Below are 18,525 nucleotides of genomic sequence, written 5' to 3'. Positions count from 1 at the left end.
CGCACCCGCTCATCCGGGACCATGGTGAAGACCGCCAAGACTCGGAGCACGGCAACAGGGGGATCGCATGCGCGTTGAGGTTCGTGTCGAGCCGTCGGACGACGAACTCCGTTCGCTGCTCGCCTGGCTTCGTCAGGATCCTGACATCCGTCGGACCGCGACCCTGGAGATGCGCGAGCAGCCACCACGCGAGGGCGAGATGGGGGCAGCCGCCGACGTTCTGCAGTTGATCACCGAGAACGGATGGAACGCCGCGAACTTCACTCTGGCGCTTGCCGCCTGGAAGCAGACACGGCCGCGGGCCACTCGTGTCACCGTCCGGCACAACGATCTCATCGATGCCCTGACGGACTGCAGCGATGAACAGATCGAGCGGATCAACCAGCTGCTTCGGGAGGACCGGGGAGACGGTCAGAGGGGCCCAGCGAGTTGAGCGTGTTCCCGGACGCCGGCGCCACAAAGGCGGTCCTGGTCGGGACTAGCGCGTACACCTTCCTCGAAGACCTGCCGGCCGTCTCCAACAACCTCAGCTCCTTGGCCGAGGTACTCACTGGGCCCACCTCCTGGAATCTCAACCGAGACGACTGCCAGGTGCTCTCCGAGCCGACGAGTGCGATTACCGTGATGGACACCCTGCGTGATGCCGCAGATGCGGCCAGGGACACGCTGCTGGTGTACTACGCGGGGCATGGGCTGGTCACGCCAGAGGGCGAGCTCTATCTGGGGCTACCCCAATCCAGGCAGCAGCGGGTGGAGACGGGACTTCAATACAGCTGGCTGCGAAGCGCGTTACTGGAGGGAAGAGCCGAGCGGACTGTCGTCATACTGGACTGCTGCTACGCGGGCCTGGCCCTGGGAACCATGGGGCCCTCAGATCTTGCCGCCCAAGCCGATGTCGAAGGGACCTATCTTCTCGCCGCAGCCTCGGAGACCCGTCAGGCACTCGCCCCGCCCGGGGAGCCCCACACTGCATTCACCGGTGAGCTTCTCAGAATCCTCACCATGGGTATCGCCGGGGGCCCCGAACAGCTCGACCTCGACAACGTCCTCTTGCAGCTAAGGAAATCCCTCTCCGCGAAGGGGCACCCCGTCCCTCAAGGACGAGAACGTAATAGCAACGGCCAGCTCGCACTGAGCTGGAACCCTGCCTTCAGCCGAACACAGGTGTCCGCCAGCCACCACGCGGGCTCTGCCGACCTCCGCGCATGGCCAGATCCGGCGGCCGTCCGCAGCGTCGAAGGGTTCATCAATGCATTGGGGCAAGTGCGCGTCACCAGCGGCCTCACCCACTCAGCAATCAGCCACCGTTCCGGCGGCCAGATCTCGACCGGAACGGTCAGTACCCTCCTCAACCGCAAGGATCTTCCCAGAACCTGGCAGACAACCAGCGCCTACTTGACCGCCTGCGGAATGCCGGACGAGCGGCAGGGTGACTGGCAATTGCGCTGGGAGCAGCTGCGATCTACTCCCCCCACTAAAGCGGCGGCTGATTCCGAGGAGCAGCAGCCCCGGAGCCAGGACACCCGCACCGCGACCGCTTGGGCACGAGCCCTCCGACAACTAACGCGCCGGCGACTCCGTGACTGACTGGACCGTCCTCTGAGGTTCCGGCTTCGCCTTGTCGCCGTCGTCACCGAAGAGGGAATTCCAAGCAGCGATCAGCAAGAGCACGCCCACCGCGACAACCCAGAACGCCGGCTTCTTGGCCTTTCTGGATACCGTCGACGGCTTCACGTAGTGCGCTGCCCGGTAGTAGCCCTTTCTCGTCTGCGCCATGGCCTGCATACCCCCGATTCGTTGCCTGGTACATCAGCTGTGGAGTGTGGCAGAGGCCCTTTCCATACAACCGGCAGAACCAACAAGACGGCTGAATCTGGTCGATGCCTGGCGCTCGTCCGCCTCTTGCCGACATCGCAGCTACCCACATAGCCGCCGACATCCCCGCACATCTCGCACGTACGCCCGACAGGCCCAAGGGGCATCTGCCGCAGAGGGCAGTCAGCTCCTCTGGTCCTCAATCGTCCACCCGTCTCCAAGTTCGCGGCGCAACGCCTCCAGCGCGGTATCGGCCTCATGCCGGAACGATTCCTGCTGCTCCTGGGTCCAGGGCGAGGGACCTGCAGGATGGTCCCAGTCGAGTGAGAACTGGTACAGGTCTGCGAGCCTGGTGAGCTCGTTGCTGGTGGCTGCCGTGATGGGAAGCTTCTCCGGAACGCAGGGGTATCCGTAGGGGCTGTCGAAAACGGCCATGCCAGACCGACCTGGCCACAACGGCGTGTCGACTCCGTATTCAAAGAAGAACCGCAGGTGATAAGGCATGACCTCAGCCTTTCACGGTAGTGAGCACACAAGCGGCCATCTGACGGGACGGCCCTCTCGTGCATCCGTTGTGCACCGAACACACCGGCTGGAGCCGTCTGCCGGTTCAGGAGGTTCGTCCAACTGCACTTCGACCTCTGAATCGCGGCTACGCCAGAGCAAGAGCCCTGTCACTCTCCACGGAGAGCGACAGGGCCTTTCGGTTGTGCCTCGCGCTGCGCGGGTGCCTCTCGCAATGTCCTGACCATGACCGCGTACAGCGGGGAGTCCTCGGAAGGCTTGGCCTCGTCGCGCTTTTCGTAGCCCCACTTCTCGTACAGGGCTTGCACCCTCGGGTGGGTGGCGTCGACCAGGAGGGTCACGAAGTCGACGTCGACGGATCGGATCAGTGCGTCGTGGATCTGTTGGGCCCGGCCGGTCCCCTGCCACCGGGGCACCACCATCAGCTCGGACAGAGCGAAGATGCGGCCGCGCACACCTCTGGGCCGGTCCGCCCCCTTCCACCAGCCGCCCGGTTTGAACCTCGAACCGTACGCGTACCCGACCGCCCCGCCGTCCTCCCAGCCCGAGACGCACAGCCAGTCCTCGCGCCCGGACCACAGGTCTACGTAGTACGAGAAGCGCTCGCGCGAGTGGAACGGGTCGGGCTCGTCCGCGTAGACATCGTCGTGTATGTCCAGGAGCAGGGAGCGCACGTTCGGGGCGTCGGCGTGCGTGTACGTTTTCAGATCCATCGGCGTGACTCCTCGATCCAGCTCACGACCTCGGATGCCTTCGTGCCCGTGGCCTCGATGACTTGGCGGGTGACGGCAAGCGTCCTCGTCGTACGCAGCGATCCGGACGCCGGCAGCAGCATCTCGTACGCGCGGCGTCCTGTTCCGGCGGCAAGCTCCGCCTCTCCTTGTCTTGCCTGGGAGAGCGACAGGTGCGCCGTATAAAGCGCCTTGTTGCGGACCATGTCGTCGGGGATCGCCGCAAGAGTGCGGTGGAGGCAGGACTCGGCCCGCTCGTGTTCCCCCAGTGCGGTCCAGACGTACGACGACAGGGCGTCGAATTCGGCTCGGTTGTAGAACGAGATCCACGCGGAGGGCTGTACGCCGTCGGCGCGTCCGAACGTCCTCTCCGCGAAGCTCATGGCACGCAGGGATTCGGTGGGCTGATGCAACCTGGCCAGGGCGTTGGCGTGCCGCATGTGTCCCAGCGACGCGTACAGCGGGTCGCGCCGGGCGGTCGAGGAACGCTTCATGACCTCGGCTCCGGCCGCCGCCTCGGCGTGGTTCTCGCGCTGGCTGGAGGTGAGCATCAGATGGTCCCACACGCGGTACATGGCTTCCCCGTCACGCGCCAGGCCCGCCAGAGGGAGAGCCTTGTCGAGGTGGGAGCGGGCACGCCGTGGAGCACTTGCATCGATGGCGGCGAAGGCCGCCAGGCACGTGGCGTCGGAGGCGAGCCGGTACATCTGGCGACGCACGCGGTCCGAGGCGCCGCCGCCGGCGAGCGACGACTGGACGCGCGACGCGAGCTCGATGGCCTTGTTCTCGATCTTCCCCGCCCCGCCGAGCCGCGCGTCACCGCGCAGCAGCTCGGTGTACTCCAGATGAAACCGGTCGGCGTCGGCTTGTCCCAGCCGCGTGAGGCGCGGCGGGGCAGCAGCGGCGACGGCAGTTCCGGTCCCCGCGACAAGAAAGGTACGGCGGTGCACTGGATCCTCCGCTTGTACGGCGGTGGGTGGTGGGGCAAACCCTAAGTCCGCGACAAGGCAGCCGAATACCGCTTCGAGTGCGGCGCACGTGCGGCCGATCGGTCTGCGGGTGCTGCCGTTGAGGAGGTTGCGCACTGTGCGAGCTGACACATCGCCCGGCCTCCCGCTGAGATCATCGAGCGCGATGTTCATCTGACGCGCTAATTCTTCCTGCGTCAGGCCGAGTTCATTCATCCGGCCTCTCAGGATGACGTTCACTCCCATGCCGCAGAACGTAGCCGGGCCGCTACGTCCGAGCCAGCCGTCGGGTAATGCGGACGTAAAGTTTTCCGGTTGGCAGTGGGCGACCAGGCGGCGACCTTTCCTGTTCAGTGCCGCCCGACGGTCGTTGACTGGTCACACGCCCCGGAGGTTGAAGGACGCTCCGGGCGGCTTCCCGAAGCAGCGACCACGCCCTGCCCGTGGCACGGCCCGCTGCGCCGACCCTCACCCGCAGGAGTGCGCGATGACCACGCCCCTCCCCGCCGACGAGCAGCCGGAGTACGGCGTCCCTAGCTCCGACCTGATGGCCCGCGCCCAGGAAGGGTTCGAGGCTTTCCTCGACCGGTTCGAGGACGACGCCCCGTGCGAAGAGAAGGCCGCGCGATGACCACCGTCGGTCTCGGATCGTTCTTCCACGAGGACGACCATCCCTGGCTGCACCGGCAGGTCCGCGACATCGCGAACCGCGGCGAGGGCGAGCTCACCGCGATCGTTCACGAGAAGGCCAACGGACGGACTGTCCGCGTCGCGCACGTGCGGCCCGCCTCCGGGGTCGAGTGGACGACGTCCGCGGAGAACCTCCAGCTCATCACGTGAGACAGCGACCGACGGTTCTCGCGCACGCCGTCGCCGCCGCTCTCCTTACGGCCACCGCCGGTACGCCCGGCGGATGGCCCACCAACTTCCGCCCGGCCGGATCACCAGCCTGGGGCGGAAGCACCACCGGGCACCACTCACACATCGACGTAAGGAGCACCACCTTGATCGACGCCCACAGCGAGAACAGCGACACCAGCGCCGAGAGGAAGACGGTCGCGGTCGACCTCGGCGATGTCGCCGAACTGACCGAGGGCCAGGGTGGCGGGCAGTCGGAGGACAAGCGCCGCGCGTACAACTGCTGACCCCCGTCGCACGGGTGCGGCCCCAGCCTTCGGGTCGGGGCCGCACCCCCTTCGCAGGATCTGGAGGACACGTTGCCCATCGGCGGATTCAGCACCACCCGACCCGGCCTTCCTCGCCCACTCGGCGCGGAGAGCTTGACCACGTCGTCTCTGTGGCGGCTCGGCAGCGTCCCCATCCGCACAGCGCAGCGGCCTGGCCGCCGCATCCATGTCATCGGCTTGTGCGGAGCCACCGCCGCGGAGGTACAGACCCTCGCCGATTGCCCCGTGCCCACCCGCGCGACGTGGCAGTGGCCGGGCAACTACGCGGTCCTGGAGGAGTTGGCACACGGGCTGGTCCTCCACACCGACCCGGCCGCCGCACTGCCCCTGTACGCAGTCGTGTGGCAGGGGACCTGGGCGTGGTCGACGTCGGCCCGCTACCTCGGCGCCCTGGCAGGCGCTCACGTCGACACCAAGCGTTTGGCATGCGCGTTCCTCGCTCCATCCGTGCCCGTATTGGCCTCTGGCCGTACGTATTTCGCCGGAGTCGAACAGCTCCCACCCGGCAGCCGCATCGAACTGCCCGCCACCGGAGACCGGTACACGTACAGCACCACATGGTGCCCCGACCCCCTCGACGGGCCGCCACCGCACCTGCGCCTGCGTAACGCCCTCACTGCCGCCGTACGTCTCCGCGCCGACACCGACCCGGCCCTGTCGAGCGACCTTTCCGGTGGTCTCGACTCCTCCACGGTCGCCGTCCTCGCTTCCCGCACCGCGCCGGATCCGGTGAACGCTGTCACCATCCACCCCCGTGGTGTCCTCGACGGCGCCGACCTCCATTACGCCCGGCTCACCGCTGCGGCCTCCGACGGCCGACTCCGCCACCGCCTCCTCCCCCTCGGCCATGAACACCGGCCGTACACCGGCCTCACCGACGTCCCCGTGACCGACGAACCCGCGCCTTCCACGCTCACGCAGACCCGGCTCCTGGCCCAATTCCGCTGGGTGCGCCGCGAACTCGGCACCCGTACTCATCTGACCGGCGACGGCGGGGACAGCGTCCTCTTCCAGCCGCCGGCCCAGCTCGCTGATCTCCTGCGCCATCGTCGCTACACCCGCGCGGTCCGCGAGGCATTCGGGTGGGCTCGGCTTCGGCACACCGCCGTCGTCCCACTGCTTCGGTCCGCATCGATGATGACGGCCACCACCCGCGAGGGCGCCTCGGCAGCACTCACCACCGAGCTGCCCAGAGGGGTCAAGCCGACTCGAAGTGATGTCAGGTGGTTCTCCACCCTGCCCGTACCGGCATGGGCGGACTCATCCGCCGTACGTCTCCTCAGCGAGGCTGCCGAGGACTACGCGGCCGCGCCCGACCCTCTACCGGGCCTGGACGCCTCGGTACGCATCCTCGTTGACGAGATCCGCGAGGTGGCACGTACGGCGGTGGCCGACGCCGAGCTGGCAGACGCCTGCGGAATCGATCTGCACAATCCATTCCTGGATGCCTCCGTGGTCGACGCGGTGCTAAGGACCCCAGTCGGTCTGCGTCCACCTCCCTACGCCTACAAGCCGGTGCTGAAGCGGGCGTTCGCCGATCTCCTCCCCGCCGAACTGGTGGCCCGCACCACGAAGGGGGCCTTCGAGGCAGACCACTACGGCGGACTGCGCGCCGCCCTTCCCCAACTCCTCGACACCGGAGGCATGAACCTGGCGGCGCTCGGCCTGATCGACGCGAAGCGATTCCGTGAGCAGATCCGCCACGCCGCCGCCGGGGTCCCGATGCCGCTCGCGCACATAGAGCAGGCCCTGGCTGCCGATGCCTGGTTGCACACCATCACCCGCACCCCTGACCCCGTGTGGGTCGCCCTTGTCCCCGGAACGGTGGAGTAATGGAGCGGTCCGTCGACTTCGGCCATGTGCAGGTCGTCATCGACTACGACACCGGCGGCGTGCGCTGCCTGATTCCGCCAGAGCCCGCCCCGTCGACCGCGCCGAAGGCGAGCTGGGGCAGCGCGGAGCATCCCGCCGGCCTCACCGTCCCCCGCGATACGTGGAGCTCCACCGCAGCCGTCGCCCTCTCCGGTGTCGTGGCGGTGAAAGCGGCGGGGAGGCAGGAATCCGCCATGCGACGTATCACCGACGCCGTCCGCGCGGCCACGTCGACAGCCACCCACCCCGCCACCCCCGAGCAGGCCGAGCGTGCCGTCCTCGCCGTGCGCCGGGCCGCCTGGTATTCACCTGCCCGCACCGCCTGTCTGGAGGAGTCGGCCGCCGCCGTGCTCCTCCTCGCCCTGCGGCGCCGGTCCGTCGTCTGGTGTCACGGTGTCGCGCCGGACCCCGTACGCCTGCACGCCTGGGTCCAGACTGGCGACGGAGCCCTCGCGGCCGAACCGGCGTCCACGCTCCTCTACACGCCCGTCCTGATGATCGGAGACACCCATGACTGAGCCGGCTCTGTGGCTGGCCACCGAGACGTGTGGCCTGGGCTCCTACCGTGCGGATCTGGTCGAGACGTACTGGAAGTGGGAGCAGGACCCGACCGTCATGGTCGGCTACGGCCGCCAGGTGCCCGAGTCCTTGGAGGCGCGTGCCGAGGGCATGCAGCACCAGCTCCGGGGGTCCAACTTCCGCTTCACCGTTTACGACCTGACGGAACCCGAGCCCGTCCCGGTCGGCGTCACCACCCTCCTTCCCGACGAATCCGTACGCACCGCCGAGTTCGTCGTCATGCTGGCCCGCGAAGCCCGTGGGCGCGGGCTCGGTGTCGAGGCGACTCGGCTGACCCTCGACTACGCGTTCCACGTCGCCAGTCTGCGCATGGTGTGGCTCAAGGTGCTGGCCCCGAACGCGGCCGGGATCAAGGCGTACGAGCGTGCCGGGTTTCAGCACGCGGGGCGGCTGCGTGAGGGCGGGTACTGGCTCGGGCAGGTTTGTGACGAGGTGCTGATGGATGCACTGGCAGCGGACTTCAGCGGGCCTTCGGCGGTGCGGGCGCTCCTGGGCCGCGGCCGTACGGAGTGAGTCCTCAGTCATTGACGGAGTGAGGACTCACTCCGTACGGCGTGACCGAATCCAAGGAGAACCCGACCACCCGCCGCCGCGCCCCCGCCATGTCACCGGAGCAGCGGCGCGCGATGATCATTCAGACGGCTATCCCGCTGATTGCCGAGTACGGTTCCGCCGTCACGACCGCGAAGATCGCCCGGGACGTCTTTCTGCACGGGGCAGTCCCGGGGTAAGCGCGACGACGGAGCCGGGGGGCCGCTCCCCCGGGCCCAGGGAGTGTCCTGGCGGTCTCGGTCGTCAGCGGTCACGCGCCGATGAAGCTCACTGTTTCCGTCATGTCCGCCCGCCCGGTACGCAGCCGTGGCACACCTTCCTTCTCGAATCCCACGGAGATGCCGCAGAACAGCACGCGCTCGTCATGGGCTCCGACGGTGCGGTTGACGGTCTTGCGGTAGTTGGTCCACATCACCTGGGGGCAGCTGTGCAGCCCCTCCGCCCTGAGCAGCAGCATGACCGTCTGCACGTACATCCCCGCGTCAGCCCACTGTCCGGGCCCCATCGTCCGGTCGAGGTAGCAGAACAAGAGGACCGGCGCCCCGAAGGCCTCCGCGTTCAGGGCAGCGATCCGCTGGGGTCGGTCGGGGGCGTCGCGCTCGATGCCCAGGGCTTCGTAACGCTGGGCCGCCGCAGCGGAGAAACGGTCCCGGTGCGGCGAGGACAGTGCGTCGGGGTACATCGGATACTCCCGCTCGTCACCCGGGTCTCCCGCCAGGGCCCTGGCGGTCGCGCGCCGTTTCAGTTCGGCCAGGGGCTCGCCGGTCACGACGTACAGATGCCACGGCTGGAGGTTCCCGCTTGACGGAGCCCGTCTCGCGGCGTTAAGCACGCGTACGAGCACCTCCTTGGGCACCGGCTCGTCGCTGAACGCCCGCACGGCCCGGCGACTGTCCACTGCCTCGTACACGTCCATGTCTGCGCGTCCTCTCCTTCAAACGATCCCTTCACCGTATTCAGCGGTCGAGGACTGCCTAGTGCCCGCCCGTCAGCTCGCCGCTCAGCGTGCGGTGCAGGTCCGCGCTCGGCTGGTTGAGGCCCACGATCTCGACCGTCTTGCCGCGCTGGGCGTACTTCGTCTCGATCGCGTCCAGGGCCGCGACCGACGAGGCGTCCCAGATGTGGGTGGCGGTGAGGTCGATGACGACCTTGTCGGGGTCGGTGGCGTACGCGAAGCGGGTGACCAGGTCGTTGGAGGAGGCGAAGAAGAGTTCGCCGGTGACGGAGTAGACGACCTGGCCGCCGTCCGGGTCCACGACCGCCGTGACGTCGGCCAGGTGCGCGACGCGGCGGGCGAAGATCACCATCGCGGTGACCGAGCCGACGACGACCCCGATCGCCAGGTTGGACGTGGCGACGACGATGGCGACGGTGATGACCATGACCACCGTCTCCCCCACCGGCATGCGGCGCAGGGTCTTCGGGGCGATGGAGTGCCAGTCGAACGTGGCGAAGGAGACCATCACCATCACCGCGACCAGCGCCGCCATCGGGATGTCGGAGACGACCGGGCCGAAGACGATGCAGAGGACCATGAGGAACGAGCCCGCGAGGAACGTGGAGAGGCGGGTGCGGGCCCCGGAGACGCGGACGTTGATCATCGTCTGGCCGATCATGGCGCAGCCGCCCATGCCGCCGAAGAAGCCGGTGACGATGTTGGCGATGCCCTGGCCGACCGACTCGCGGGTCTTGTTGGAACGGGTGTCCGTGATGTCGTCGACAAGCTGGGCGGTCATGAGGGATTCCATGAGGCCGACCAGCGCCATCGCCAGGGCGTACGGGGCGATGGTCGTCAGCGTGTCCAGGGTGAACGGCACGTCGGGCAGGCCGGGCACGGGGAGCGAGGAAGGCAGGTCTCCCTTGTCGCCCACGGCCGGGACCGCGATGCCGGCCGCCACGGTGATGACGGTCAGGACCACGATGGAGACCAGGGGCGCCGGGATCACCCGGGTGACCTTCGGGAAGAACACCATCAGCAGCAGGCCGCCGGCGATCAGCGGGTAGACCGCCCACGGCACGTCGTGCATCTCGGGCACCTGGGCCATGAAGATCAGGATCGCCAGGGCGTTGACGAAGCCGGTCATCACGGAGCGCGGCACGAACCGCATCAGCTTGGCGACGCCCAGGGCGCCCAGCGCGATCTGGAAGACGCCCGCCAGGATCACGGTGGCGACCAGGTAGCCGAAGCCGTGTTCGCGGTTGACCGGGGCGATCACCAGGGCGACGGCGCCCGTCGCGGCGGAGATCATCGCGCGGCGCCCGCCGACGATCGAGATCGTGACCGCCATCGTGAAGGCGGCGAAGAGGCCGATCGCGGGGTCCACCCCGGCGATGATCGAGAAGGAGATGGCCTCCGGGATCAGGGCGAGGGCGACGACGAGTCCGGCGAGGACCTCCGTGCGCCACACCTTGGGGTCGGAGATCCAGTCGGGTTTGAGGGCGCGCAGCCGGAAGGCGGGGGCGGACGCGGTCGAGGGCGGTGCAGAGGACAAGAGGGCGTACCTGTCGGTCGGGCGCGCCCGTGCGAGAGGGCGTGCGGGGGTAGACAGCGGGGAAGGCGGGGGCCGGCGGGCGCGTGAGTACGCGCCGGGGGCCAGGGGTCGACCGGGGCGGGTCCGGCGGATCGGCGCGCGGACGGGCCCGGAGGCTCAGGGGTGAGGGGTCACGGCGGGCAGGCGGCGGTGCGGGGCGTCGTCATGCGCATCCGCTCGCTCGCTCTCTGTCCACCGGAATTCGGGGCGCTCCCCAGCTCGCACAACCGTGTGCGGAGCCCGTGCACGCGTGCGCGCGCCGCGGGGTGCCCAAGCCACTGTACCTTCCCGCCCGGCCCCCGTAGGGTCGTGCCCGTGAACACCGGACCGGCGATACGCCATGCACGGAACGGCTACCCGGTGGTGGGCTGAGCCCCCGCCGTGGCCCCGCCGGCTGTTCCGTATGCCTGGCGCGAGGGCCTCCCTCGGCTCGTACACCGTACGTATCCACTGTGTCGAGCCGAAGAGATCACGAGGTCGTCAGCCATGTCCGTTGCGTTCAACCACACCATCATCGCCGCCGTGGACCGCCATGCGTCCGCGCGGTTCTTCCGGGAGCTGCTGGAGCTGGACGAGGCCCCGTCCTGGGGGCCGTTCGTCAATGTCCGGCTGGAGGGCGGCGTGCTGCTCCAGTTCGCGGAGCCGCCGGTGGAGATCCAGATGCAGCACTACGCGTTCCTCGTGGACGACGAGATGTTCGACCGGGCCTACGGGCGGCTGGTCGCGGGCGGGGTCGAGCACTGGGCCGATCCGCAGATGAAGCGGGCCGGGGAGACCAATACCGAGCACGGCGGGCGGGGGGTCTACTTCAAGGACCCGGCCGGGCACGCGATCGAGCTGATCACCCGGCCGTATCTGTAGCCGGGCAGCCGGACGGACCCCGGGGGGTCGCGGTGCGGGGCCGGAGCGCGGAGGCTGGGGGGATGAGTGAGCAGGTTCCGCCCGGCGGCCCGGTCCCGCCGCCGCCCCGGCGGCGGATGTGGCCGTGGGTACTCCTGCTGGTCGCCGTGGTGCTGGCCCTCGCCGCGGGCGCTGTCATGGCGGTGCTGTCGGACGTGCTCCACTCGGAGGGCTCTCGGAAGGTGCACATCCGGTACGAGGTGACGGGGACCGCGCGCGACGCGGTGCTGACGTACAGCACGTGGCGGGGCGAGGAACTGTCGACCGGGCGGCTGGCGCTGCGGTCGCTGCCGTGGGCCGGGGAGCTGGACACGAAGGGCTTCATGAGCGGCGGCTCGTTCGTGGTGAGTGTGGGCCGGGGCGGCGGCGACGTGTCGTGCTCGGTGACCGTGGACGGCGGCACGCGGCGTACGGACTCGGCCTCGGGTGCGTACGCGACGGCGACCTGCGACGGGTACTGAGAGGGCGGGCCCCGGAAGGACTCCGGGGCCCGCCCCGCGTCGGTCGGCGGTCAGCGGCCGTAGCGGATGAGGGCGCGGACCATGCGGCAGGTGATGTCGGACGGCGGGTGGATGCCGAGCCGCGCGGCGGTCGTGCGTATGCGGGCGTTGTTCGCGCTGGACGGGAGGTAGACGCCGGTGTCGAGCAGGGCGATGGCGAGGCGCATCGCCTTCAGCCGGCGGTTGTGCGAGACGTACCACTCGCGGGGGCGGCCGGCGGGGAGCGGCTTCTTGGTCGGGGGCTTGTCGAGCGGCTTGGTCGTGACTGCGGCAACGGCCATGGGCTACCTCCTGGCACGGTGGCGGAACTCTTCGGAAACCCTCACGAACTGACTCCCATTCTACCGGCCGGCACTGACAATCGGCCCTGGCCAGAGGGGTTTTCGGCGTCTCCTGCGAGGCCCATCCCGTACCTTTGGCCCCATGGAGATCTGGATCAATCCCGCGTGTTCCAAGTGCCGCAGCGCGGTGCAGCTGCTCGACGCGGAAGGGGCCGATTACACGGTCCGCCGTTACCTGGAGGACGTGCCGTCGCCGGACGAGATCCGGGCGGTGCTCGACCGGCTCGGCCTCGAACCGTGGGACATCACGCGGACCCAGGAGGCGGAGGCGAAGGAGCTGGGCCTGAAGGACTGGCCGCGTGAGGCGGGTGCCCGGGAGCGGTGGATCACCGCGCTCGCCGAGCACCCGAAGCTGATCCAGCGGCCGATCATCACGGCGGAGGACGGCACGGCGGTCGTGGGCCGCACGGATGAGGCGGTCCGGGACGCGCTGGGGCGTAGCGCCTGAGGGCTGTCCCGCAATTCCTGGTGGATCGGCGCGCGGCGTCGGATGCGGTGCATCGCAGGGCGGAGAGGCGCCCGCCTACTGCGTGTATTCGGGTGTTTCGACAACGCGGCGAGGTGCCGTTGCTGTCGTCGTGCGCCCGCCGGGAATTGCGGGACAGCCCTCAGGCCAGGAACTCGCCCATCCGGCGGTTGAGTTCCGGGGCCGTCGCAGCGTGCAGGGGCAGTGCGTGGTGGGAGACGTCCGGGAGGACGGCCGTCTCCGCCCTCGGCAGCAGCCGGTGTGCGGCGGCGGCCGTCTTCGCCGCGTCGTGGGCGCGGCTGTCCCCGGCGAGCAGGATCAGCGTCGGTACGTCGAGGGCGCGCAGGGCGTCCGGCTCGGGGCGGGGCCCGGTGACCGGGCGGGCCGTGGGAAAGCCGGCCGCCTCCTCCCGCAGCCGCAGCCAGTGCGGTTCGAGCGTGGCGCCGCCGGTCTCCCAGGTCAGGAAGGCGCGGGTGCGGGCGGCGTTCGGACGGAGCAGCATCGGCAGGGCGTGCAGCAGGTAGCCCGGACGGAATCCGCTGAAGCAGCCGGTGGGGTCGAGGAGGATCAGCTTCCGCAGCCGGTCGGGCGCGTGCAGGGCGTGGTGCAGGGCGATCCAGCCACCGTACGAGTGGCCCGCGAGGGCGACCGGTCCGGTGGCGCCCAGGCCGTCCAGCAGGGCGTCGAGCCAGCCGCAGAGGTCGGCGACGCTGCGGATGGGGCGCTCCCCCGGCGTGCTGCGGCCCGGTTCTCCGATGAGGTCGGCGGCGTGAACGCGGTGGGTGCGGCCGAGGGCGGCGGCCTGGGCGTACCAGGTGGTGGAGGTCGCGCCGCCGCCGGGCAGCAGGACCAGGGCCGGGGCGTCCTCGGGGCCGTAGCTGTTGAGGTGGGTGGTGCCGTAGGGGGTGGGGACCGTGGTCGGCGTGGTGCCGGACGGCCAGGTGGCCGCGACGGTCGCGTCGTAGGCGGCGAGGAAGGCCGCGTCGACGGTCGTCGCGGGCGGGGTGGGTGTCATGGGTGCTCCCTGGACTCCGTACACCTGGATATTATCTCGCTGAGCGAGACAATAGCGGGAGGTGCCGGAGATGACCGAGCAGGGGCCGGAGTTGGAGATCGTCCATCTGCTGCGGAAGGTGACGTCCGCATTCGGGCTGCGCCAGGCGGAGTTCGCGGCCCGGCACGGGATGCACCCGACGGATGTACGCGCCCTGGTGTGCCTGCTCGACGCGGAGCGCGAGGGGTCCGGGGTCACCGCCGGGCGGCTGGGGGCGGAGCTGGGGCTGAACTCGGCGGGCACCACGTCGCTCATCGACCGGCTGGAACGGCTGGGGCATCTGACACGGACACGGGACGAGCGGGACCGGCGGCGGGTGCTGCTGCGGGTGACGCCGCGGGCGGTGGAGCTGGGCTGGGTGGCGTTCGGCCCGGCGATCGGGAGCGCGGTGGCGCTGCTGCGGGAGTTCGACGCCGGCGAGGTCGCGGCGGTGCGGCGGTTCCTGGAGGGGTTCCTGGCGGCGGTGTCGGAGGAGGGCGGCGGCGGGGCGGGGTCCGCCGGCTGACCCCGCCACGGTGCCTAGCCGCCGTGGACCTGGGCCTCCGCCTCCGCCAGGAGCTCCGTCAGGCGGAGGCCGAACCGTACGTCGCAGGGGTGGGCCTCGCCCGTACGCACCGAGGCGGTCAGCGCGTCCACGGCCGCCGCGAAGGCGTCCACCGCCCCGTCCCACCTCGGCAGTGCGGCGACACCGTGCTCGCCGCGGAGGACGACCTCCACCCCGGCGGCGGCCACCGGCGCGCCGAGGGCCAGGGTGACCGTGCTGGAGGCTCCCGAGGTGTGGCGCAGGACGAGGTGGTGGGCGTCGGAGGGGCCCCGGGTGGCGGTCAGTTCGGTGACGTCGCCCAGGACCGGGAGCAGGACCGAGAGGGCGTGCGGGCCGACGTCCCAGAGGCCGCCCCGCTCGCGGCGCCAGGGGGACGCGGCGTACGCGCTGTCGGTGCCGGGGGCCCAGAGCGCGCCGATCCACTCGGCGCGGGCGGTGAACCAGTCGCCCGCCGCGGCCTGCTCGGCGATCCAGGCGGCGGGCTGCGGGGCGAACCTCAGCGTGCAGAACACGACGGAGGCGACCCGGGCCTGCTCGGCGGCCTCGGCGACCTCACGGGCGCCGGCGACCGTGGTGGCGACCGGCTTGTCCAGGATCAGGTGGCAGCCGGCCGCGGCGGCGCGGGCGGCCAGCGGGGCCTGCACGTCCGGCGGCAGCGCGAAGGCGACGGCGTCGCTCGTGGCGAACAGCTCGTCGAGCCCCGCGTCACCGGAGTACGCCGGAGCACCGTGCGCGGCGGCCAGCTCCCCGGCGGCCTCGGCCCGGCGGCCCCACACACCGCTGAGCTCGACGCCGGGGTGTGCGGCGAGGGCGGGCGCGTGGGTGTTGCGGGCCCAGGGCCCGGTGCCGGCCAGGCCGATGCGCAGGGGGGTCTCGGGTGTCGTCGTCATGGGTCCAGTGTGCCGGGTGGTGCCTCCGGTGCCGCAACGCCTGAAGGACCGGTTCCCGGGGGTCGGTGGCTCCGGGTCCGGTGCAGTCCGGCCGGCAGGGCGCCGGTCTCCCGGCCGGCCGGCGGGAATGCCCCGAGGCGCAGTTCCGCGACGGTGACGTCGACGGCGGTGCCGAAGTGGGTGAGCGCGGTGACGGTCGTCAGCTCCCGGTCGTCGGCCGGATCGGGGTGCCCAACGCGGTCGCGAGACCGCCTCCGGTCCGTTCACTGATCACCCCCCTTGTGTGTCCCGATCGTCTGCTGATCCGCGATTCCCGTGGGGAATTGCCGCGCTTCACCCGGCGCGGGAAGTTCGTTGCCGCACACCGGCCGCAGCCGAACCGAGGGGACCGCCCATGACCGACGTCGGCATCCACGAGCTCACCGACCGCTCCGTCGCCGTGTGGAACGAGTCCGACGCGGAACGCCGCCGCGCCGCGGTCCGTGAGCTGTGGTCCGCCGAAGCCGTCCACGTACTGCGGCCTCCCGAGGAGATCCGGGAGGCCGCCGAATGGCTGGGCTTCGACCGCCTCCTGCTGGAGGCGCGCGGGCACGAGGCGCTGGACTTCCGGGGGACGCGCGCCCACGAGGAGTTCGTCGCGCCCGGCACCTTCGTCTTCCGGTCGCGCGGCAACGCCGACCGGCTCCACGACATCGTCGGGTTCCACTGGGAGATGGCGCCCCGGGGCGGGGGCGAGGCAGCCGGTGTCGGGCTGGAGATCCTCGTGCTCGGCGCCGACGGCCGCATCGTCGGCGACTACCAGTTCATCGAAGGATGACCGCGGCGTCCGGCGGGAGCCGGGGGAAACCTCGGTAACACGGGGTTCACACGAGGGCAACGGCCGGGAAATCGCGGCTTGCGAAGCTGCGGCGCATAGACCGCAGCACCCGCAAAGGATGGCTTCCGTGACGTACAAGGCTGAGTACATCTGGATCGACGGCACCGAGCCGACCGCCAAGCTCCGTTCCAAGACGAAGATCATGTCCGGCAGCGCGTCGTCCGACGTGGCCGCGCTGCCGATCTGGGGCTTCGACGGGTCGAGCACCAACCAGGCGGAGGGCCACGCCTCGGACCGGGTGCTGAAGCCGGTCTTCAGCTGCCCGGACCCGATCCGCGGTGGCGACGACATCCTGGTCCTGTGCGAGGTCTTCGACATCGACATGACCCCGCACGCGTCCAACACGCGGGCGCTGCTGCGCCCGGTCGCCGAGCAGTTCGCCGGGCAGGAGGCGATCTTCGGCATCGAGCAGGAGTACACCTTCTTCGACGGCCACCGGCCGCTCGGCTTCCCCGAGGGCGGCTTCCCGGCCGCGCAGGGCGGCTACTACTGCGGCGTCGGCTCGGACGAGATCTTCGGCCGCGAGATCGTGGAGAAGCACCTCGACAACTGCCTGAAGGCCGGTCTGGGCATCTCCGGCATCAACGCCGAGGTCATGCCGGGCCAGTGGGAGTTCCAGGTGGGCCCGCTGTCCCCGCTGGAGGTCTCGGACCAGCTGTGGATCGCCCGCTGGCTGCTCTACCGCACCGCCGAGGACTTCAACGTCTCCGCGACCCTCGACCCGAAGCCGGTCAAGGGCGACTGGAACGGTGCGGGCGCGCACACCAACTTCTCCACCAAGGCGATGCGCGAGGGCTACGACGCGATCATCACGGCCTGCGAGTCGCTGGGCGAGGGCTCGAAGCCGATGGACCACGTCAAGAACTACGGCGCGGGCATCGACGACCGGCTGACCGGTCTGCACGAGACCGCCCCGTGGAACGAGTACAGCTACGGCGTGTCCGACCGCGGCGCTTCGGTGCGCATCCCGTGGCAGGTCGAGCAGGACGGCAAGGGCTACATCGAGGACCGCCGCCCGAACGCCAACGTCGACCCGTACGTCGTCACGCGGCTGATCGTGGACACCTGCTGCACGGCCCTGGAGAAGGCCGGCCAGGTCTGATCCGCCCCGTACGGGAAGGGGGCCCACCGCACGAACGGTGGGTGCCCTTCGCTGTCGGTGCCGTGTGCCAGGCTGGGCGCATGCTCAGCGTCAAGGTCGAGACCGAGAACCAGCAGACCCACACCCGTGTTTCCGCCGAGAAGCTCGCGGACCTCGTGCACCGCATCGGCGCGCGCGGGGACAACTTCCTGGTCGTCCAGCGGATACCGGACATCCCCGGCACCTTCGTCCAGGTGTGGCACGAGGCGGGCGGGGACTACGAGTTGGAGCACCGTACGGGCACGGCGACGAGCCATGTCCGTACCGTCGTCGGAGACCCCGGGCGGGTCGTCGCGCTGATGACCCGCTGGGCGCGCGAGGAGCCCGGCTGGGACGCGGGGACCGCCTGGGAGAGCGCCGGGATACCGGAGCCGGAGCCCGTGCCGGTGCTCGCCGAGGAGTTCCGGGAGCGGCTGGAGCCCCGGGTGCGGGAGCTGCTGCGCGGCGGTTACGGGACCGTGCAGACGCTCACCGAGACGGCCGAGGACTACCTGGTGAAGGACGGGGTGCGGCCGGTCTCCCGGGCCCAGGCGCGGGAGTTGGTGGAACGGCTCTGGCTGGAGCGCGTCGAGGAGCAGCGGGGCTGGGCGGACGAGGTGACGGACGCGGACCGGCTGGAGCGGGCGTTCGCCCGGCTGGACTGGGGCGGCATCACGGCCCGGGAGGACTTCACGTGCTGCCGCTCGTGCGGGATGAGCGAGATCTGGGCGGCCGGGCGCGAGGACGCCAGGGGTTTCGTCTTCTTCCACGGCCAGGGCACGGAGAGCGCGGCGGCCGGGCACGGTCTCGCGCTGTACTACGGCGGGTTCGACGACTCCGCCGATACGACGGCCGCGGTGGGCCGCGAGGTGGTGGCCGCGCTGGGCGAGGCCGGGCTGACGGTGGAGTGGGACGGTTCGCCGGACAAGGCGATCGAGCTGTCGGGCCTCGACTGGCGCAAGCGGCTGGTGGGTTAGGTGTATTGATCACGAGCGTTGTTGACACTCGGCAGGTCTTGAACATGGCGAAGACCTCCGATGTGGTGGAGCTGTCTAGGAACACACCACACGGAG

At 70.2% G+C, this 18,525-nt stretch carries 23 protein-coding genes and 1 pseudogene; 16 read left to right on the top strand and 8 right to left on the bottom strand.

The features are described from left to right. The first annotated feature begins 67 nt into the window (after positions 1–67). Both ACN6LM_RS14920 and ACN6LM_RS14915 read left to right on the top strand, forming a co-directional pair. Positions 68–433, top strand: a complete 366-nt coding sequence (locus ACN6LM_RS14920; protein ID WP_445065837.1) for an effector-associated constant component EACC1 — start codon at positions 68–70, stop codon at positions 431–433. Positions 434–435: 2 nt separating this feature from the next. Continuing rightward, positions 436–1,587: a caspase family protein gene (locus ACN6LM_RS14915; protein WP_445065872.1), complete on the top strand. Its 1,152-nt coding sequence runs from the start codon at positions 436–438 to the stop codon at positions 1,585–1,587. Positions 1,588–1,998: 411 nt separating this feature from the next. Here ACN6LM_RS14915 and ACN6LM_RS14910 read toward each other — a convergent pair whose 3' ends face one another. From ACN6LM_RS14910 to ACN6LM_RS14900, 3 genes are all read right to left on the bottom strand, one after another. Continuing rightward, positions 1,999–2,319 carry a hypothetical protein gene (locus ACN6LM_RS14910; RefSeq protein WP_445065836.1) on the bottom strand — a complete coding sequence of 107 codons (321 nt, stop codon included), beginning with the start codon at positions 2,317–2,319 and terminating at the stop codon, positions 1,999–2,001. A gap of 170 nt (positions 2,320–2,489) precedes the next feature. Beyond that, positions 2,490–3,053, bottom strand: coding sequence for a GNAT family N-acetyltransferase (locus tag ACN6LM_RS14905; RefSeq protein ID WP_164399981.1), 564 nt, complete (start codon positions 3,051–3,053; stop codon positions 2,490–2,492). After that, entirely contained in the window at positions 3,044–4,285 is a 1,242-nt protein-coding gene (locus ACN6LM_RS14900) for a helix-turn-helix domain-containing protein (protein ID WP_445065835.1), read from the bottom strand. Before ACN6LM_RS14900 ends, ACN6LM_RS14905 begins: the two co-directional genes overlap by 10 nt. A 241-nt stretch (positions 4,286–4,526) precedes the next feature. Between ACN6LM_RS14900 and ACN6LM_RS14895 the strand changes: the two genes are divergently transcribed. From ACN6LM_RS14895 to ACN6LM_RS14865, 7 genes and pseudogenes are all read left to right on the top strand, one after another. Next, the gene (locus ACN6LM_RS14895; RefSeq protein ID WP_445065834.1) at positions 4,527–4,670 is read left to right on the top strand and encodes a hypothetical protein; all 144 of its coding nucleotides are present in this window, start codon (positions 4,527–4,529) and stop codon (positions 4,668–4,670) included. Continuing rightward, positions 4,667–4,879, top strand: coding sequence for a hypothetical protein (locus tag ACN6LM_RS14890; protein ID WP_164399980.1), 213 nt, complete (start codon positions 4,667–4,669; stop codon positions 4,877–4,879). The genes ACN6LM_RS14895 and ACN6LM_RS14890 overlap by 4 nt, the downstream gene beginning before the upstream one ends. Before the next feature lie 164 nt (positions 4,880–5,043). Then, a complete protein-coding gene (locus ACN6LM_RS14885; protein WP_445065833.1) occupies positions 5,044–5,184 on the top strand; it encodes an albusnodin family lasso peptide in 141 nt (46 codons plus the stop codon). 72 nt (positions 5,185–5,256) lie between these two features. Continuing rightward, complete coding sequence (locus tag ACN6LM_RS14880) at positions 5,257–7,059, top strand: albusnodin/ikarugamycin family macrolactam cyclase (RefSeq protein ID WP_445065832.1); 1,803 nt, start codon at positions 5,257–5,259, stop codon at positions 7,057–7,059. After that, entirely contained in the window at positions 7,059–7,616 is a 558-nt protein-coding gene (locus tag ACN6LM_RS14875; protein ID WP_445065831.1) for a lasso peptide biosynthesis B2 protein, read from the top strand. The genes ACN6LM_RS14880 and ACN6LM_RS14875 overlap by 1 nt, the downstream gene beginning before the upstream one ends. Then, positions 7,609–8,190 (top strand): GNAT family N-acetyltransferase, encoded by a 582-nt coding sequence (locus ACN6LM_RS14870; protein ID WP_445065830.1) that lies wholly within the window; start codon positions 7,609–7,611, stop codon positions 8,188–8,190. The genes ACN6LM_RS14875 and ACN6LM_RS14870 overlap by 8 nt, the downstream gene beginning before the upstream one ends. A 41-nt stretch (positions 8,191–8,231) precedes the next feature. Continuing rightward, positions 8,232–8,375 (top strand): annotated as a pseudogene (locus tag ACN6LM_RS14865) (TetR family transcriptional regulator); the annotation flags it as partial. Between the two features lie 104 nt (positions 8,376–8,479). Here ACN6LM_RS14865 and ACN6LM_RS14860 read toward each other — a convergent pair. Together ACN6LM_RS14860 and ACN6LM_RS14855 are read right to left on the bottom strand one after the other, a co-directional pair. After that, complete coding sequence (locus ACN6LM_RS14860; RefSeq protein ID WP_445065829.1) at positions 8,480–9,145, bottom strand: nitroreductase; 666 nt, start codon at positions 9,143–9,145, stop codon at positions 8,480–8,482. Positions 9,146–9,203: 58 nt separating this feature from the next. Further along, complete coding sequence (locus tag ACN6LM_RS14855) at positions 9,204–10,721, bottom strand: SulP family inorganic anion transporter (RefSeq protein WP_445065828.1); 1,518 nt, start codon at positions 10,719–10,721, stop codon at positions 9,204–9,206. 525 nt (positions 10,722–11,246) lie between these two features. On the opposite strand from ACN6LM_RS14855, the gene ACN6LM_RS14850 reads away from it, so the two are divergent. Beyond that, positions 11,247–11,621, top strand: a complete 375-nt coding sequence (locus ACN6LM_RS14850; RefSeq protein ID WP_445065827.1) for a VOC family protein — start codon at positions 11,247–11,249, stop codon at positions 11,619–11,621. A gap of 62 nt (positions 11,622–11,683) precedes the next feature. Continuing rightward, positions 11,684–12,121 (top strand): hypothetical protein, encoded by a 438-nt coding sequence (locus ACN6LM_RS14845; RefSeq protein ID WP_445065826.1) that lies wholly within the window; start codon positions 11,684–11,686, stop codon positions 12,119–12,121. A 50-nt stretch (positions 12,122–12,171) separates the two neighbouring features. On the opposite strand, the gene ACN6LM_RS14840 is transcribed toward ACN6LM_RS14845, so the two are convergent. Beyond that, positions 12,172–12,441: a hypothetical protein gene (locus ACN6LM_RS14840; protein WP_445065825.1), complete on the bottom strand. Its 270-nt coding sequence runs from the start codon at positions 12,439–12,441 to the stop codon at positions 12,172–12,174. A 142-nt stretch (positions 12,442–12,583) separates the two neighbouring features. Here ACN6LM_RS14840 and ACN6LM_RS14835 point away from each other — a divergent pair, with 142 nt between their 5' ends. Beyond that, positions 12,584–12,949 (top strand): arsenate reductase family protein, encoded by a 366-nt coding sequence (locus tag ACN6LM_RS14835; RefSeq protein WP_445065824.1) that lies wholly within the window; start codon positions 12,584–12,586, stop codon positions 12,947–12,949. Positions 12,950–13,109: 160 nt separating this feature from the next. On the opposite strand, the gene ACN6LM_RS14830 is transcribed toward ACN6LM_RS14835, so the two are convergent. Beyond that, complete coding sequence (locus ACN6LM_RS14830) at positions 13,110–13,982, bottom strand: alpha/beta fold hydrolase (protein WP_445065823.1); 873 nt, start codon at positions 13,980–13,982, stop codon at positions 13,110–13,112. Between the two features lie 70 nt (positions 13,983–14,052). Here ACN6LM_RS14830 and ACN6LM_RS14825 point away from each other — a divergent pair, with 70 nt between their 5' ends. Beyond that, the gene (locus ACN6LM_RS14825) at positions 14,053–14,526 is read left to right on the top strand and encodes a MarR family transcriptional regulator (protein WP_445065822.1); all 474 of its coding nucleotides are present in this window, start codon (positions 14,053–14,055) and stop codon (positions 14,524–14,526) included. A 14-nt stretch (positions 14,527–14,540) separates the two neighbouring features. Here the strand turns inward: ACN6LM_RS14825 and ACN6LM_RS14820 are convergent, their stop codons facing one another. Beyond that, positions 14,541–15,455 (bottom strand): Gfo/Idh/MocA family protein, encoded by a 915-nt coding sequence (locus tag ACN6LM_RS14820; RefSeq protein ID WP_445065821.1) that lies wholly within the window; start codon positions 15,453–15,455, stop codon positions 14,541–14,543. Positions 15,456–15,849: 394 nt separating this feature from the next. Here ACN6LM_RS14820 and ACN6LM_RS14815 point away from each other — a divergent pair, with 394 nt between their 5' ends. From ACN6LM_RS14815 to ACN6LM_RS14805, 3 genes are all read left to right on the top strand, one after another. Further along, complete coding sequence (locus ACN6LM_RS14815; RefSeq protein WP_445065820.1) at positions 15,850–16,272, top strand: hypothetical protein; 423 nt, start codon at positions 15,850–15,852, stop codon at positions 16,270–16,272. 127 nt (positions 16,273–16,399) lie between these two features. Beyond that, entirely contained in the window at positions 16,400–17,434 is a 1,035-nt protein-coding gene (glnII, locus tag ACN6LM_RS14810) for a glutamine synthetase (protein ID WP_445065819.1), read from the top strand. Positions 17,435–17,514: 80 nt separating this feature from the next. Continuing rightward, the gene (locus tag ACN6LM_RS14805) at positions 17,515–18,429 is read left to right on the top strand and encodes a DUF6891 domain-containing protein (protein ID WP_445065818.1); all 915 of its coding nucleotides are present in this window, start codon (positions 17,515–17,517) and stop codon (positions 18,427–18,429) included. Positions 18,430–18,525: the final 96 nt, after the last annotated feature.

The organism is Streptomyces sp. SAS_281 (assembly GCF_052542855.1).
This window is presented reverse-complemented; position numbering and strand designations above follow the sequence as displayed.

Coding starts and splice junctions, on each gene's coding strand:
- ACN6LM_RS14920 (WP_445065837.1), top strand. CDS start 68: ATGCGCGTTGAGGTTCGTGTCGAGCCGTCGGACGACGAACTCCGTTCG.
- ACN6LM_RS14910 (WP_445065836.1), bottom strand. CDS start 2,319: ATGCCTTATCACCTGCGGTTCTTCTTTGAATACGGAGTCGACACGCCG.
- ACN6LM_RS14905 (WP_164399981.1), bottom strand. CDS start 3,053: ATGGATCTGAAAACGTACACGCACGCCGACGCCCCGAACGTGCGCTCC.
- ACN6LM_RS14900 (WP_445065835.1), bottom strand. CDS start 4,285: ATGGGAGTGAACGTCATCCTGAGAGGCCGGATGAATGAACTCGGCCTG.
- ACN6LM_RS14895 (WP_445065834.1), top strand. CDS start 4,527: ATGACCACGCCCCTCCCCGCCGACGAGCAGCCGGAGTACGGCGTCCCT.
- ACN6LM_RS14890 (WP_164399980.1), top strand. CDS start 4,667: ATGACCACCGTCGGTCTCGGATCGTTCTTCCACGAGGACGACCATCCC.
- ACN6LM_RS14875 (WP_445065831.1), top strand. CDS start 7,059: ATGGAGCGGTCCGTCGACTTCGGCCATGTGCAGGTCGTCATCGACTAC.
- ACN6LM_RS14870 (WP_445065830.1), top strand. CDS start 7,609: ATGACTGAGCCGGCTCTGTGGCTGGCCACCGAGACGTGTGGCCTGGGC.
- ACN6LM_RS14860 (WP_445065829.1), bottom strand. CDS start 9,145: ATGGACGTGTACGAGGCAGTGGACAGTCGCCGGGCCGTGCGGGCGTTC.
- ACN6LM_RS14850 (WP_445065827.1), top strand. CDS start 11,247: ATGTCCGTTGCGTTCAACCACACCATCATCGCCGCCGTGGACCGCCAT.
- ACN6LM_RS14845 (WP_445065826.1), top strand. CDS start 11,684: ATGAGTGAGCAGGTTCCGCCCGGCGGCCCGGTCCCGCCGCCGCCCCGG.
- ACN6LM_RS14840 (WP_445065825.1), bottom strand. CDS start 12,441: ATGGCCGTTGCCGCAGTCACGACCAAGCCGCTCGACAAGCCCCCGACC.
- ACN6LM_RS14835 (WP_445065824.1), top strand. CDS start 12,584: ATGGAGATCTGGATCAATCCCGCGTGTTCCAAGTGCCGCAGCGCGGTG.
- ACN6LM_RS14830 (WP_445065823.1), bottom strand. CDS start 13,982: ATGACACCCACCCCGCCCGCGACGACCGTCGACGCGGCCTTCCTCGCC.
- ACN6LM_RS14825 (WP_445065822.1), top strand. CDS start 14,053: ATGACCGAGCAGGGGCCGGAGTTGGAGATCGTCCATCTGCTGCGGAAG.
- ACN6LM_RS14820 (WP_445065821.1), bottom strand. CDS start 15,455: ATGACGACGACACCCGAGACCCCCCTGCGCATCGGCCTGGCCGGCACC.
- ACN6LM_RS14815 (WP_445065820.1), top strand. CDS start 15,850: ATGACCGACGTCGGCATCCACGAGCTCACCGACCGCTCCGTCGCCGTG.
- ACN6LM_RS14805 (WP_445065818.1), top strand. CDS start 17,515: ATGCTCAGCGTCAAGGTCGAGACCGAGAACCAGCAGACCCACACCCGT.